At 62.3% G+C, this 14,572-nt stretch carries 12 protein-coding genes; 7 read left to right on the top strand and 5 right to left on the bottom strand.

Annotated features, from left to right (window positions below; all coding sequences use genetic code 11):
• Positions 1 to 47: 47 nt before the first annotated feature.
• From LMG28727_RS27700 to LMG28727_RS27690, 3 genes are all read right to left on the bottom strand, one after another.
• A complete protein-coding gene (locus tag LMG28727_RS27700) occupies positions 48 to 1,448 on the bottom strand; it encodes a dihydrolipoyl dehydrogenase (protein ID WP_236592413.1) in 1,401 nt (466 codons plus the stop codon).
• Between the two features lie 317 nt (positions 1,449 to 1,765).
• A complete protein-coding gene (locus LMG28727_RS27695) occupies positions 1,766 to 2,173 on the bottom strand; it encodes a GFA family protein (RefSeq protein WP_201645514.1) in 408 nt (135 codons plus the stop codon).
• 130 nt (positions 2,174 to 2,303) lie between these two features.
• Positions 2,304 to 2,456, bottom strand: a complete 153-nt coding sequence (locus LMG28727_RS27690; RefSeq protein WP_201645513.1) for a DUF6496 domain-containing protein — start codon at positions 2,454 to 2,456, stop codon at positions 2,304 to 2,306.
• 171 nt (positions 2,457 to 2,627) lie between these two features.
• Here LMG28727_RS27690 and LMG28727_RS27685 point away from each other — a divergent pair, with 171 nt between their 5' ends.
• The 7 genes from LMG28727_RS27685 (at position 2,628) to LMG28727_RS27655 (ending at position 11,479) form a co-directional block, all read left to right on the top strand.
• Positions 2,628 to 3,221, top strand: a complete 594-nt coding sequence (locus LMG28727_RS27685; RefSeq protein ID WP_201645512.1) for a ParB-like protein — start codon at positions 2,628 to 2,630, stop codon at positions 3,219 to 3,221.
• A gap of 420 nt (positions 3,222 to 3,641) precedes the next feature.
• Positions 3,642 to 5,786, top strand: coding sequence for a TonB-dependent siderophore receptor (locus LMG28727_RS27680; RefSeq protein ID WP_201645511.1), 2,145 nt, complete (start codon positions 3,642 to 3,644; stop codon positions 5,784 to 5,786).
• Between the two features lie 179 nt (positions 5,787 to 5,965).
• Positions 5,966 to 6,550 (top strand): RNA polymerase sigma factor, encoded by a 585-nt coding sequence (locus LMG28727_RS27675; protein WP_201645510.1) that lies wholly within the window; start codon positions 5,966 to 5,968, stop codon positions 6,548 to 6,550.
• Between the two features lie 12 nt (positions 6,551 to 6,562).
• Complete coding sequence (locus LMG28727_RS27670; protein ID WP_201645509.1) at positions 6,563 to 6,871, top strand: hypothetical protein; 309 nt, start codon at positions 6,563 to 6,565, stop codon at positions 6,869 to 6,871.
• Positions 6,872 to 6,934: 63 nt separating this feature from the next.
• Positions 6,935 to 7,651 (top strand): O-methyltransferase, encoded by a 717-nt coding sequence (locus LMG28727_RS27665; RefSeq protein ID WP_201645508.1) that lies wholly within the window; start codon positions 6,935 to 6,937, stop codon positions 7,649 to 7,651.
• A 100-nt stretch (positions 7,652 to 7,751) separates the two neighbouring features.
• Positions 7,752 to 10,421, top strand: a complete 2,670-nt coding sequence (locus LMG28727_RS27660; protein ID WP_201645507.1) for an excinuclease ABC subunit UvrA — start codon at positions 7,752 to 7,754, stop codon at positions 10,419 to 10,421.
• Complete coding sequence (locus LMG28727_RS27655) at positions 10,418 to 11,479, top strand: SDR family oxidoreductase (protein ID WP_201645506.1); 1,062 nt, start codon at positions 10,418 to 10,420, stop codon at positions 11,477 to 11,479. Before LMG28727_RS27660 ends, LMG28727_RS27655 begins: the two co-directional genes overlap by 4 nt.
• Before the next feature lie 22 nt (positions 11,480 to 11,501).
• Here LMG28727_RS27655 and LMG28727_RS27650 read toward each other — a convergent pair whose 3' ends face one another.
• Together LMG28727_RS27650 and LMG28727_RS27645 are read right to left on the bottom strand one after the other, a co-directional pair.
• Positions 11,502 to 12,368, bottom strand: coding sequence for an SDR family NAD(P)-dependent oxidoreductase (locus tag LMG28727_RS27650; protein WP_201645505.1), 867 nt, complete (start codon positions 12,366 to 12,368; stop codon positions 11,502 to 11,504).
• A gap of 119 nt (positions 12,369 to 12,487) precedes the next feature.
• The gene (locus LMG28727_RS27645) at positions 12,488 to 14,563 is read right to left on the bottom strand and encodes a 2Fe-2S iron-sulfur cluster-binding protein (protein ID WP_201645504.1); all 2,076 of its coding nucleotides are present in this window, start codon (positions 14,561 to 14,563) and stop codon (positions 12,488 to 12,490) included.
• Positions 14,564 to 14,572 lie beyond the last annotated feature (9 nt).

Genomic DNA, 14,572 nt, shown 5'->3' with positions numbered 1-14,572 from the left:
CGGATCGCGCGTGAAGGCGGCGGCGCTGCGATGGTCTCGCCGGACAATCACTGGTGCCCGCTGGACGCCAGATCGAGTCGGCGAGGGAAATTCAGTTTCGACGCCGCGTCGTGAAGCGCGGTCTGGATGATCTCTTCGACGGTGGGATGGTAAAACGGCACGCGCAGCAACTCTGCCACCGTATCGCCGCGCTGTACGGCCCACGCGAGCAGATGGGCCAGATGCTCGCCCGCGCCCGCGAATAACGCCGCGCCGAGCAACCTGCCGCTACCCGGCTCGACATACAGACGAACCACATTGTCGTTCTGGCCTGCGATGCTGGAGCGTGCATTGGTGTCCGCGCTTCCTTCGGCGACCAGCGTTCCCGCGGCAAGCTTGTCGAATGCACAACCCACCGCGGCGAAATCCGGGTCGGTGAACGCAATCGACAGCGGTACGCGCCGCCTGAAGCCAACGTTTGACTCGTGCGCTACCGCGTTCCATCCGGCGATGCTTCCTTCGTCGGCCGCTTCGTGCTGTAACGGCCGCGCGCTGCTGACGTCGCCCGCGAGATAGAAGTTCGAGTCGCCAATCCGCATGGTCTGCGGGTCGAATGGCACGTTGCCATGCTGATCGACTTCGATGCCCGCGTTGTGCAACTCAAGTTCCGGCAGTGATGAATGACGCCCCAACGCGACCAGAACGCACTCGACTTCCGTGCGTCCTGGCGACGGTCCACCGGACACCAGTTCGAAACGTCCGGCACTGTTGCGTTCGATATCGACGGATTCGCCCAGCCACATCGTCATGTCGTGTTCGAAGTGCTGTCGCGCGACGTCGGCAATCGTCGGATCACTGATTCCTCCAACCACGTTGCTTTGATCGGCGCCGGTCACGCGCACGCCCAGCCGACTCAACGCCAGACCCATTTCGAGGCCGATCGCCCCCAACCCCACCAATCCCATGGTGGCGGGCAGGGTGTCCAGATCGAACAGCGAATCGGTCGTCAATATGCCATTGCCCAATGCTTTCCATTTGTCTGGAACGACCGCCGCCGAGCCGGTCGCAATGACGATGGCCCGCGCGCGGATCAGCCGGCCGTCGACCTGAATGTCAGTTGGGCCCACCACCCGTGCATCGCCGCGAATCAGTCGTTCGCCGGCCAGCTCAAGCGTTTCTTTTGCCATGCCACGGGCCGACTCGTCCCGCGTTGCACGGGCGGCACGCCAAAGCCGGTTGGCATTCTCCGTCACCCGTCCGACTGGCCCGGCGCCTTCAGCCTCGGCCCAGCTGCGCATGATTTCGCTGGCATGCAGCACCGCTTTTGACGGGATGCAGCCAGTGCGCGCGCACATGGTCCCGAGTTCGCCGCGCTCGATCAGCACGAACGATTGTCCCGCCGCCTTGATTTGCCGAAGCGCGTTCAGACCCGCAGTCCCGGCGCCGATGATCGCAACGTCGACTTCCATGATGTGTGGCATTCGTGGCGACTCTTGTTGTGTGGATTCAAGTGTTATTGCGTCAGTCGTTTCTGGCGTGACTGCGTGCGTCGGCATCACTGATCGCAATTTCGTTGATCAAATGGGCGGACGCGGAGGCCAAAAGGCTGACCGGCTGAGAGAGCTATCGAATGTGACCAGCAACTGATGGGCCAGCGCACAGCTTTTCTTTCTGAGCCGATGAAGAGACACGGATTGCCCGCTATTAGCGGCGATGATGGCGCGCGAACGCGAACACGACTGCTGGGCCGCCAGCGCACGAGAGCCCGGTCAACGAAGCGAACGCGTTACGCCGTGCGTTCTTCGTCGTATTCAGTTCGCGCGCCCTTCGGCAACCACGGTTCCTTGTGGCAGCACCACAGTTCATAAGTCGGCTCAAACACGCCGGTATGATCAAAGGCGCCAAGTGGAACATCTATTTCATCTTTGTCCGCATAGTCCATGAAGGCAACCGACCCGCACACCGGGCAAAAATATCGCCGCGCCGCAGACGAACTCTGCCAGCCTTGCGCAGGCCCCGAAAAATGCACAGCGCCGCGTTCGAACATTGCATAACTGCCGAACACGCTGCCATGGACCCGTCGGCAGGTCATGCAATGGCATAACGACACGCGTCTGGGCGGCGCCGTGACGACGAACCGGACCGCGCCACATGCGCAACCGCCATGCTCTTCGAACTGCGCTTCGTCAGTCATCGTGAAACTCCTCGGTACGGTACGACGTGGCGCTGCACATTGGCCTGCACTTCGGCCAATTGAAACCGGCCCACCGGCGACCGGTGCCATTCCGGGATCGCCTCTGCGGCGGCGCCCCGGACAAGTCCGATCATTTCTCCTCCTTCCGCGGAATTTTTGCGCCCGACTTGCGAGCCTGATTCAGTGCAATGGCTACCGCCTGTTTGTGAGGCTTACCATGCTTTGACTCGGTCTTGACGTTGTGCGACACCGTCGCCTTCGAGGTTCCTTTTTTCAGCGGCATGATTTTCTCCTTCAGTCGATTTGATCTGTCGAGAATGAGGGCAACCGGGTACGTGGGGTACCTGTCACCATTGCAGCATCCCGCGTGCCGCCTGCGTACCGTGCGCACACAACTGGACAACCGGCGGCGTTTGTTCAGTGGCGAGCGCCGCGTCTGTCCGGAGAGAGAAGCATGAACACCGTAAAAATCGACCAACTTCGGCCGACCCAGTTCACCCACGGTCTGCGCGAAATACACAGGAAGATCCGGTTCTACCAGTCGCTTTCAGGTCATGACCTTGACATGGCCATCGCCGAAAAGCCCGTGCCGGTCGTACTCGGGCCTGCGGGTTCGCGTTACGCAATCGACCATCATCACGTCGCCACCGCGTTATGGCACACCGGAGTCAAAGCGATGCCCGCCGTGCTGGTGGCCGACTTTTCAGCGCTGTCGCATTCCGACTTCTGGCTCTCGATGGAAAATCGGCGCTGGACCTACCCCTACGACGCTCAGAGCCAACGTAAAAGCTTCTCGGACATGCCCGCGCACATCTGGGATCTGGCCGACGACGAATTCCGCAGTCTCGCCGCGTCGGTTCGTGATGCAGGCGGATACGAGAAAACGTCCGTCCCGCTCGAGGAATTCAGATGGGCAGATCTGTTTCGAACCCGCCTGCCCTATCCGCGCACGGACGAAGAATATGCCGCCGTTGAACGGCAGGCACTCAAGCTGGCAAAGAGCAAGCTGGCCGCCGGGTTACCCGGCTACGTCGGGAAAGCGGCTTAATGATGAGCGTGATGAGCGCGCGGAACGAGCGGACGTTGAATCCGGCACGCGCTCATCTGGGTCACCCATGACTCGCTGAAGCTTCGTTCGTCGCATGCATCGGGAGGTAAGAATCCGGAAGCATCGCCGGACATGTCGCCTCGCAATTCATCCCCAGCCTTCCGCAAACCTTTGCTGAACTGACTTCAGGCCGACAACCCGACGGTTGACAGCCAATTCCGGAGTCAAAAAACCCCACATCGATTGAAGCATTTGCATAATTCTATTGAAAACCTAAATGGGAATGATTACTATTCGCGATTTCATTGTTTGCGGATACCTTTCATGAGCCGTCGTCGTTCCTGCAGATCTGTCCATTCCGCCACTCCAGCGGCCACTCTCAGCCGGAACGTGCGTTGCCACCTCCGCCCGATTGTCGTGATGCTGGCGTTTGCCGGCATCGTGCCGACGGTGTCACGGGCCCAGGCCAACGAGACCGCCAGCAGCAGCGAGAGCGCGAACGCGGAAACCGCTCCCGCCGCGCAGGAAGCCCAGTTGCCGACGGTCAGCGTCAACGCCAGCAGCGACGATGTGCAGCCGCCAACGGAAAAAACCCATGCTTACACGTTCCACTCGACGACCGCGGGCAGCAAGATCCCGTTGTCGCCGAAGGAAACACCGCAGTCGGTTTCCGTGCTGACGCGCCAGCAAATGGACGATTTCCAGCTCAATAGCGTGAACGACGCGCTGAAACACGTGACCGGCGTCACGGTCGATCAATACGAAACCGATCGGACCGATTTCACGTCACGCGGCTTCCAGATCACCAACTTCCAGTTCGACGGGATCGGCACGCCGCTGATCTATACGTCGCAATATGGTGACATCGACATGGCGTTGTATGACCGTGTCGAAGTGCTGCGCGGCGCCGACGGACTGAATGCGGCCACCGGCAATCCGTCCGCGACGGTCAATTTCATCCGTAAGCGTCCGACCTATGATTTCCAGGCGTCAGGCGATATCTCCTACGGATCGTGGGATACGAAGCGCATCGACGTCGATGTCTCGGGCCCATTGAACAAGGCGGGCACGGTCGCCGGACGTCTCGTCGCCGTGCATGAAGACGGCAATTCCTATATTGACCGCTACAAGCCGAGCAAGGACATCGTCTATGGCGTGGTCGACGCGAATCTCACCCCCACCACGCTCGCGACACTCGGCTTCAGCTACGAAAACAACCGCTCCGACGGCGCCCAATGGGGCGGCCTGCCGCTGCTCGACGCCAATGGCAACCAGCTCAGCTATGGCGTGGGCGCGAGCATGGCGCCCAGTTGGGCGTACTTCAATACCCAGGAGGAGCGGGCTTTCGCAGAGTTGACCCAGCAACTCGGCCAACGCTGGAAATGGAAAACGACAGCGGCCTTCAACGACATTTCGAGCAACGCGAAAATCTTCTATCCGAACGGCGCGCTGAATCCCGACGGCAGCGGGATCGAATCCTATACATCGTGGTGGAAGGAGTCGAACCGTCAGATCGTGCTGGACTCGAACGTGTCCGGCAAAATCGATCTGTTCGGACGAACCCACGATCTCGTATTCGGCGCCAGCTTCTCCCGTTCGGAATTGAGCAATCCTTCCGGCCAAGGCGATACCGACGGCACAGCGCTGAGCCTCTCCGAGTTGCTGGCCGGCACCTTCCCGGAACCGGCCTTTGGCGCCGCAACCGATTACACGCACTACCTCGATGTGCGCCGCTCGGTCTATGCGTCGTCGCGCTGGAATCTCAGCGATCGTGTCAATCTGCTGCTCGGCATCAACTACACGCAGGCGGGCAGCAGCGGCGACGCGAGCGGCACGCCCTATTCGCAACAGTCGGTCGGCTCGGCGCCGTATGTCGGCCTGACCGTCGATCTGACGAAGCAGATCACCGCGTACGCCAGCTTCACGAAGATTTTCAATCCGCAGTACCAGCTGAATAGGGATAGCCAGTTGCTCGGACCCGCGCGTGGGCGCAGCGCCGAAGCAGGCCTGAAGGGGGCCTTCTTCAACAACCGGTTGAATACGTCGCTCGCCGTCTTTCATATCCGTCAGACCAACATTGCGACCGACGCGGGCCTGAACCTGGAGACCGGAAACGAAGCGTACACAGCAGGTAATGCCACGTCGCAGGGGGTGGAAGCGGAAGTTGCCGGGCAGATCACGCGTGACTGGAACGTCAGTGCGGGTGCAACGATTCTGCGCGTGGTCGGCGACGACGGTCTGTCGACGCAAACCTTCGTGCCGCGCAAGACCTTGCATCTGTCCACGACCTATCGCGTCCCCTACTTCGATCACAAGCTGACGGTGGGCAGCAGTGTCCGCTGGCAGAGCGCAACCCGCTTCGAAGCCGAAGGGGTAGGCACCGTGCGTCAGGGCGCCTATTCCGATCTGGACTTCATGATGCGCTACGACGTCAACCGTCACTTCAGCATTACGGGGAATCTGAATAACGCGCTCAACAAGAAGCACTTCGCCACGCTGGAGTACTCCACCGGCATCTACGCGGCCCCTCTGAACGGCAGTGTTAATCTGACGTGGAGGTATTGAGCGCAGTCGTCATCTGGCGCATCGGACGCGGCTTCGATCACGCGTGGCCGGGTCCGATGCGCGACTTCATTGTGCCGGTGTCGCGGACGGTTAGTTGCGCGACAACGTCGGCCCCAACTGCAGCTCAAGATTTTTATCGCCGCCCACAATATCCGCTCTTCTGAAACGTCTTCAGACGCATGGAACCGCCACTCACGCCGGACACAACGAACCAACGCGATAACGACATCACCGCAACGGTGATGCGTGAGCGCACCAGGCTCGTCAATTTCATCCGGCGTCGAATCCGCGATCCCAACGATGCCGAGGACATCCTGCAGGACGTGTTCCACGAATTCGTGCAGGCCTACCGGCTTCCTGCGCCGATCGAACAGGCAAGCGCATGGCTTTTTCGTGCCGCGCGCAACCGCATCATCGACCGGTTTCGCAAGAAGAAGGAGGAGCCGCTGACGGACCTGTCCAGCGCGGACGACGACGATGCCAGCCATGAATATCGCCTCGACCTCGCGCTGCCTGCGCACGATGCAGGTCCCGAAGCGCTCTACGCCCGCACGATGCTGCTGAAGGCATTGCAGGATGCGCTCGACGAGTTGCCGCCGGATCAGCGCGAGGTGTTTATCGCGCACGAACTGGAGGGACGCACGTTCAAGGACATGGCGATGGACAGCGGCATCGCGCTCAATACGCTGCTCGCGCGCAAACGCTACGCGGTCCTGCATCTACGCGCCCGGCTACAAAGCATTTATGACGAACTGGATCTCTAGAGGAGTCGACGGATGAATTTTCGAACCCGATGTGTGGGCAAAGCACTGCTTGTCGTGGTCGGCATAGGCGTGCTCGGCGTGGCAGTGATGCTCTTATGGAACTGGGTGATCCCGGCGCTATTCGTCGGCGCCCGGCCGATCGACTTCCTCCGTGCGTTGGGCCTGCTGGTGTTGAGCCGCATTCTGTTCGGCGGTTTTCGCGGACGGGGTGGTTGGGGTGGACGGCGGCATTGGCGCAAATGGAATGCGATGACGCCCGAGGAACGGGAGCGCGTGCAAGCCGCCTGGGCAGCCCATTCGAGCCGGCGCGCGGAAGATTGACCCACCGCGCCTGAATCAACAACCGCACGGCCAGTCACAATTCAACAGCTTCCGGGAGAACATATGACATCAACAGCGACAGCGCTTCTGCGGCGGCTTCATCAGCAGAGTCAGACTGAGGTAATGGCCCGCGCACGGGCGCAGTTCCATGGGTCGAGCGAAGAGTTTCTGACGCTCGCGGACGAATATGACACGCTAGCCCCCCGATTGCGCGGACGCTTCCTCGAAACGCTCGGGCTCTCCAGTGAAGATTTCGAATCGTCGCAAGGCACGGCGCTGTCGTTGGCGGTGTCGGCGGAAACGGGACGGTTCTTGCGGAATATGGTGCTCTCGCACCGGCCCGCGCGGATTCTGGAGCTCGGCAGTTCCTGCGGCGTGTCTACGCTGTACTTCGCCGAGGCGCTTCGCACGTTGGGCAATGGCATCGTCGTCGCGACCGAACTCGACGCGGCCAAGTGCGCGCAGCTTCGGGCTCACGTCAGCACGGCAGGCGTCGACGCTTATGTCGATCTGCGTGAAGGCGATGTGTTCGAGACCGTTGCCGGGCTGCGTGGCACGTTTGACATGGTCTTCATCGACGTATGGGCGAACACGTATCTGGATCTATTCACGCAGACCGAGCATCTTTTACGCCCGGGATCGATCGTTCTCGCCGACAACATGTACACCGCCGAAGACGCCGTGCGCCCCTATAAACAGTACCTGGACGGAAATCCGCGCTTTTCGACCACCACGCTGGACTTTGAATCGGGAGTCGAATTTACCGTCGTCGTGGGCTGATTGGCGGAAAAACGGCGCGCCGGAGGGCTGGCATGTTCCGTGCGCGCTGATGAGCGTTCGTACGCCATCCGTGCCCCACGCTCATCCCCCATCGATCGACATGGACGCCATCCGCCGCAAGCCCCGCTCCACTTCTGAGTCTTCTGACGCGTTCACGGGATTTGTCCGCGTGCGCGGCGCGCGCGAGCACAACCTGAAAAATGTCGACGTGCAGATTCCGCGCGATGCGCTCGTGGTGTTTACCGGTGTATCGGGTTCCGGCAAATCGTCGCTGGCATTCGGAACGCTGTATGCGGAAGCACAGCGGCGCTACTTCGAATCGGTCGCGCCTTATGCGAGGCGTCTGATCGAGCAGGTCGGCGTGCCTGAAGTCGATGCAATCGAAGGACTGCCGCCCGCCGTCGCGTTGCAACAGCAACGCGGCACACCCAGCGCGCGCTCATCGGTGGGCAGCGTGACCACACTGTCGAGCCTCGTGCGCATGCTGTATTCGCGCACCGGCGACTATCCGCCGAAACAGCCGATGCTGTTCGCCGAAGACTTCTCCCCGAATACGGTGCAAGGGGCGTGTCCCACCTGTCATGGTCTGGGACGCGTGTACGAGGTCACCGAAAAATCGCTGGTGCCCGACGACTCGCTGACCATCCGCGAGCGCGCGGTCGCCGCGTGGCCGCCGGCGTGGCATGGTCAGAATCTGCGCGACATTCTGGTGACGCTCGGCTACGACGTCGATACACCGTGGCGCGACCTGCCGAAAAAGGACCGCGACTGGATTCTCTTCACCGATGAGCAACCCACCGTGCCCGTGTACGCGGGTCTCACGCCGAAAGAGACGCGCGCCGCGCTCAGGCGCAAGGACGAACCGAGCTATCAGGGCACGTTCAGCGGTGCGCGCCGCTACGTGCTGCACACGTTCGCGAACACGCAAAGCGCGCTGATGAAAAAGCGCGTGTCGCGATACATGGTCGGCAGCGTCTGTCCGGCTTGCCACGGTAAGCGGCTCAAGCAGGAAGCGCTGTCGGTGAGCTTCGCCGGGCTCGACATCGGCGAGTTTTCGCAATTGCCGCTCGGCGGGCTCGCGGCGATTCTGGAACCCATCGCACGTGGCGAATGGCCAGAGTCATCGCTGTCGAAACCAGGTAAAGGCAGCATCCTCAGTAAAAACGCGATGCGCGAAGCCGTCGACAAACGCGTCGCCTCCGGCGGCTCCGCCCATAAAGCGTCGCCTGACGTGCGGCGCACGCCGAATCTCTCCGACGAAAAGCGCATCGCTGCGCAACGCATCGCAGCCGAACTGCTCGAACGCCTGACGACACTGATCGACCTCGGCCTCGGCTATCTTGCGCTGGATCGCAGTACGCCCACGCTGTCGTCCGGTGAATTGCAGCGCTTGCGACTCGCCACGCAATTGTCATCGCAACTATTCGGCGTCGTGTATGTCCTCGACGAACCCTCAGCCGGGCTGCATCCGGCCGATGGCGAAGCGCTCTTCAGCGCGTTGCGAGGGCTGAAAGCGGCAGGCAACTCGTTGTTCGTTGTCGAGCACGATCTGCAGATGATGCGGCGCGCCGACTGGCTGGTCGACGTCGGACCGGCCGCCGGGCAAGCGGGCGGTCATGTGGTGTATAGCGGACCGCCTGAAGGACTCGCGCACGTCGAAGCGTCGCAGACCCGCGTGCATCTGTTCGCGCCGCCCGCGCCCGTCGCTCGTCAGCCACGCGATGCCGCGGGCTGGCTGCGGCTTGCGAGGATCACGCGCAACAATCTGCACGGGCTGAACGTCGCGTTCCCGCTCGGCTGCCTGACCACCGTCACGGGGGTGTCGGGATCGGGAAAATCGAGCCTCGTGAGCCAGGCGCTGCCCGAACTGGTCGCGAGCCGGCTCGGACGCGTCATCGAGAACCCCGACGATGACGACCAGGACCCGTTGCTCGCCAACACAGCGATGCCAACGGGCGGCCATATTGCCGACGGCATGGACGCGCTGCGCCGGCTCGTGCGCGTCGATCAGAAGCCGATCGGGCGCACGCCGCGCTCCAATCTGGCGACCTATACCGGCCTCTTCGATCACGTGCGCAAACTGTTCGCCGACACACCGCTCGCCCGCAAGCGACGCTACGGCGCGGGGCGCTTTTCGTTCAACGTCGCGCAGGGGCGCTGCCCGACTTGCGAAGGCGAGGGATTCGTCAGCGTCGAGCTGCTGTTTCTGCCGAGCGTGTATGCGCCCTGCTCGACCTGCCACGGCACCCGCTACAACCCGCCGACACTGGAAGTCACATGGCGCGATAAAAACATCGCCGAGGTGCTCGACCTGACCGTTGACGACGCCTGCCATTTCTTCGCCGATGAAGCGAGCGTGATGCGCGCGTTGAGCGTGCTGCGTGACATCGGGCTCGGCTATCTGCGGCTTGGCCAGCCGGCCACCGAACTATCTGGCGGCGAGGCGCAGCGCATCAAACTCGCCACCGAACTGCAACGCACGCAACGCGGCGACACGCTGTACATCCTCGACGAACCGACCACCGGCCTGCATCCCGCGGATGTCGACCGGCTACTGGTGCAATTGCAGGGACTCGTCGACGCGGGCAATACCGTGGTGGTCGTCGAGCACGATATGCGGGTGGCCGCGCAAAGCGATTGGGTCATCGACGTCGGCCCGGGAGCCGGTGACGCGGGCGGGACCATCGTGGCGAGCGGCACCCCGGTTGAAGTCGCGCGTGTGAAAGAGAGCCGCACAGCCGGATATTTGCGGCAACAACTTGCGACATGAACGGGCGGACTTCGGCAGACGACAATAGACACGCCGTGGTGGTCATCACCGGCGCGTCGTCGGGCATCGGGCGTTGTGCCGCGGGATTATTTGCGCGGCATGGCTGGCGGGTCGGTCTGATTGCCCGCGGCTGCGCAGGACTCGAAGCGACCCGTGACGAGGTCGAACACTACGGCGCGACCGCCGCAACCGCGATAGCGGATGTCACGGACCCCGATGCATTGGAGGCCGCCGCCGCGCACATCGAAAAGACTCTGGGACCCATCGATGTCTGGGTGAACTGTGCAGGCAACGCGACCTTCGGGCGCTTCCTCGACATCCCGGCTGACGAGTTCCGGCGCGTGACCGACGTGACGTATCTCGGCACGGTGAATGGCACACGCGTCGCGTTGCGGCGCATGCTGCCGAGGGATCATGGTTCGATCGTGAACGTGTGCTCTGCCGTCGCGTATCACGGCATCCCGCTGCTGTCGTCGTACTCCGGCGCCAAGCACGCGGTGCGCGGCTTCGGACAGGCGATTCGAGCCGAACTGTCGCGCGACGGAAGCCACGTCAGCCTGACGACTCTGTTCCCGCCTTCGGTCAACACGCCCTTCTTCGATCACGCGATCTCTCACGTTGGCCTACTGGGCCGGCCGATGTCACCGGTGTACCAGCCAGAAGTGATCGCCGAAACAATTCATCTTGCCGCGCTGGGCAAAAGCCGCGAATTCCCGGTGACGTCCACCGCCATTCTGTTCTCGCTCGGCGCGCGTTTTTTTCCGCGCATGGTACGGCGGGCCCTTCACCTGATGCATCCGGACCGGCAACTCACCGGCCAGACAGCGTCGTTCGACCGGCACGTGCCGACACTTTTCGAGCCGTCCGATCAGGCGTCGCCTGTGCGGGGCGCGTTCGACGCGCAGGCACGCTCATGGAGTCTGCATGTGTATCTGCTGCGGCTACTCGGCCGCTTCAGTAGGGAACGGGTGCGCGAGCCGCGTGTTCAAGCAGCCGAGCCACCGTTGCACCCGACCCAAGACACCGTCGCCCCGCCGACGTCGCCGCTCGAACCTTGATGTGAAACGTTGGGTATCTCCGTCAGGCCGGTACACGAGCCGAGAGTGTCTGCGCCGCCAGTGCGTGCGTGCTGGCGTCCACCTTACGCACCAGCGCAGCATCCAATGCGCGGCGGTTGGGGCGGACGGCGGCGCGGTCCTTCACATACGCGCCCGTGACCTCAGCCCAGTCCGGCGCCAACGCAACATGCAGAGGGGTGTCGGCACCTTGCTCCGCCGTGCGCAGCAACGGCGCAAGCAGTCGCCACACGAGGCCTGTTGCGCCACGCTCGCGGACCAGATCGGTCGCCACCATGCCGGGATGGACCACGTTGGCCACCACACCGCTGCCACGCAGACGCTCTGCGCGCGCGAACGTCGACATCATCATGGCGAGCTTGGAGCGCCGGTACGCGCGCACCATTCTCCAGTGATGGGCCAGCTCCAGATTGTCTGGATCGATCCATGCCCGATCCGATGTCGATGAACCCACATTGACGATCCGCGCCGGGCTGCCAGCCCGCAGCGCGCCCTCCAGCGCATCGGTCAATACAAATGGCGCGAGATGATTCACCGTCAATACCAATTCACGGCCTTCTGCGCTCAGTTGCCGCTGTGCGGTCAGGATGCCGGCGTTATTCACCAGCAAAGACAAGCGGGGGTGCGCCGCTGCAATCTGCTGGCCGAGATCGTGTGTCGCGCGAAGGGAACTGAGGTCGGCGAGTTTCGTTTCCGTGCTGCAGCCCGGCACCTCACGCGCGATCCAGTCGGCAACCGCAATCGAGCGCTGTCGATCCCGGCACACCAGCACCACGTGATAGCCGGCACGAGCCAGTCCGAGCGCGATCCAGCGGCCAATCCCGCTGGTCGCGCCCGTCACCACACAGACCTGACGCATCGGGCGATCCATACGATTCCTTGTTGCAGATGACTGACTGCGCAGACCGGTCTCATCTCATCGAGCCGGGGGCGGTCAATGATAGCAACAGCAGATCGTGATGGCCTGCAGAACCTGCCGGGTCTGATCGCTCACAGGTCCAGCACCAGATCCGTTTCGCTGCCCACCACCGGCCGCGCCATGCAAACGAGCGCCGATCCGGCTTCGATCTCCGCTTCGACTTCACCGTCATATCGCACCTGACCCGACAGCAGATGGGTCGAACACGTGCCACACATGCCCGACCGGCAACTCGACGGCGCGTCGATACCATGCGCCTCGGCGAGTTCGAGCAGGCTGCCATCGCGCGGCGACCATTGAAGCGTGCGCACCGACCTGGCGAAAGTCACGGGGATCGCGTTGACGTCAGACGTCACCGGCTCTGCCATCTCGACACGCTTGCCCGTGCGCTTCACGCTGGCAGGCCCGAATGCCTCGAAGCGGATCCGCTCATCGGCGACATTCAAGCCGCGCAATCCCTCGTAAAGATCACGCATGAACGTCTCGGGACCGCACAGGTAAAAGTCGTAATCGTCGAACGGCAGCACCCGCTTTAATGCAGCAATATCGACGCGGCCAACCGACACCCCTTCGGTCGTTGCATCGCCAGCACTATCGAACAGATGCAGCGACACCGCGGGATGACGCCTCGCGAGTTCTTTCAGATGAGCGCTGAATGGCCGCTCCCGGTCGCTACGTGCGCCATGAAAGAAAAACACCCGCTTACCCGTCTGCGAGCCGCCCTGCGCGACTGATTTCAACGAATGATGCAGCATCGCCATCATCGGTGTAATGCCAATGCCCGCTGAAATGAATACCGCAGGGCGCTGACTTTCCTCATCGTAAGTAAAGGCCCCGGCCGGCCGCTTCGCTTCGATCAACGCGCCCGCTGCGAGCCGGTCGTGCAGCCAGTTCGACGCGACACCTTCGCGCTTCACGCTGATCCGGTAACGCCGCGCGTCGTGCGAATCGGAAAGCGTGTAAGTCCGTAACAGCGGTTCGCCTGAGTCCGACGCGGGCACCCGGATTGGCAGGAATTGGCCGGGCTTGAATGACGGCAAAGGCGTACCGTCGACCGATTCGAAATAAAACGAGCGAATGGACGAGGTTTCATCGACAATCGCTGCGACTTTCAAGTTCTGCCACAACGGTGCCGGAGCCGCGACAGGCGTTGGTTTCTGCGCGTCAGCCGCGTCACGCACCATCGCTGCGAACTGCGGTGCCAATTCGACCTCGGACCAGCGGAACGGCAATGCGCCCGCACTGCGCCGCACTTCGTCGATATGAAAACGCACCACTCGCTGCGCGCCGTCGAATGCCGCCAGTTCTTTCCCTTCCCAGATCACTTCCGCGCGTACCGCGAGATAGAGCAGGTCCCCCGTTGCGAAATCGATAAACAATAAACCGGCGCGCGGATCATGGATCAGATTGCCGATCGTATTGAAGAAGTTATTGCCGCTGTAGTCCGGCGTGGTCAGGGTGTTTGCATCATCCACGCGAACGAAGCCCGGCGCACCGCCGCGATGCGAAACATCGACACCGCGCGCAAGCTGCGCGTCTTCGCCGAGATTCGCGCTGGCAATAAAGAACGTGTCCGCTCTCGCCAATAGTGCGCGGTCCGCATCGCTGAGTTGTGCCGCGACTTCTGTCTGAATCGAACCTGCGCCGGCGTCGCGCTCCACGAAAGTCGGCGTACGGCTCTGAATGTACTTCGCGCAATTGCCGAAACTCTGCGTCACGTCGACTAACAGTGCGCCCCCTTCCGCGGACCTCACCTTACCGTTGATCCGGTTACGTCGACGCGTTTGCGGCTGCAATCCCAATCCGCCGATCATTGCGCCGGTCTGCCACGTGCCGGCAAGCGGATCGCCGGGCAACGCGCCGCCTTCGATACGAAGCGTATTCGCATCCGGAGACGACACGAAACCCGGCGTACCCGCGCGCAACGTGGCCCACGGCTGACCGTTTGCATCGACCCCGCCGAACACCATGAACGGCTGTTCCGAGAAAAACTGCCGGTGCTGATCCGGCATATACCGCCGGATCCCGCGACGCCCGGACGAATCCGCCACACTGCTCACCCTCGCGCGCTGCTGCGCCAGCAGCTCGGCAGCGTGAAACGGCGAAGCGTCGACGCCCCATCCATTCAGAGGGATAAAAGTAGCCATGACCGGGGT

Source organism: Paraburkholderia metrosideri, assembly GCF_904848625.1.
In the GTDB taxonomy this organism is placed as follows: Bacteria; Pseudomonadota; Gammaproteobacteria; order Burkholderiales; family Burkholderiaceae; genus Paraburkholderia; species Paraburkholderia metrosideri.
Note: the sequence above shows the minus strand (reverse complement) of the source record. Positions and strands in the feature narration are given on the sequence as shown.

Bases quoted from the DNA above. Each gene is read 5' to 3' on its own strand.
- LMG28727_RS27670 (WP_201645509.1), top strand. From the start codon at position 6,563: ATGAATTTTCGAACCCGATGTGTGGGCAAAGCACTGCTTGTCGTGGTC.
- LMG28727_RS27675 (WP_201645510.1), top strand. From the start codon at position 5,966: ATGGAACCGCCACTCACGCCGGACACAACGAACCAACGCGATAACGAC.
- LMG28727_RS27650 (WP_201645505.1), bottom strand. From the start codon at position 12,368: ATGGATCGCCCGATGCGTCAGGTCTGTGTGGTGACGGGCGCGACCAGC.
- LMG28727_RS27680 (WP_201645511.1), top strand. From the start codon at position 3,642: ATGCTGGCGTTTGCCGGCATCGTGCCGACGGTGTCACGGGCCCAGGCC.
- LMG28727_RS27645 (WP_201645504.1), bottom strand. From the start codon at position 14,563: ATGGCTACTTTTATCCCTCTGAATGGATGGGGCGTCGACGCTTCGCCG.
- LMG28727_RS27660 (WP_201645507.1), top strand. From the start codon at position 7,752: ATGGACGCCATCCGCCGCAAGCCCCGCTCCACTTCTGAGTCTTCTGAC.
- LMG28727_RS27685 (WP_201645512.1), top strand. From the start codon at position 2,628: ATGAACACCGTAAAAATCGACCAACTTCGGCCGACCCAGTTCACCCAC.
- LMG28727_RS27665 (WP_201645508.1), top strand. From the start codon at position 6,935: ATGACATCAACAGCGACAGCGCTTCTGCGGCGGCTTCATCAGCAGAGT.
- LMG28727_RS27655 (WP_201645506.1), top strand. From the start codon at position 10,418: ATGAACGGGCGGACTTCGGCAGACGACAATAGACACGCCGTGGTGGTC.
- LMG28727_RS27700 (WP_236592413.1), bottom strand. From the start codon at position 1,448: ATGGAAGTCGACGTTGCGATCATCGGCGCCGGGACTGCGGGTCTGAAC.
- LMG28727_RS27690 (WP_201645513.1), bottom strand. From the start codon at position 2,456: ATGCCGCTGAAAAAAGGAACCTCGAAGGCGACGGTGTCGCACAACGTC.
- LMG28727_RS27695 (WP_201645514.1), bottom strand. From the start codon at position 2,173: ATGACTGACGAAGCGCAGTTCGAAGAGCATGGCGGTTGCGCATGTGGC.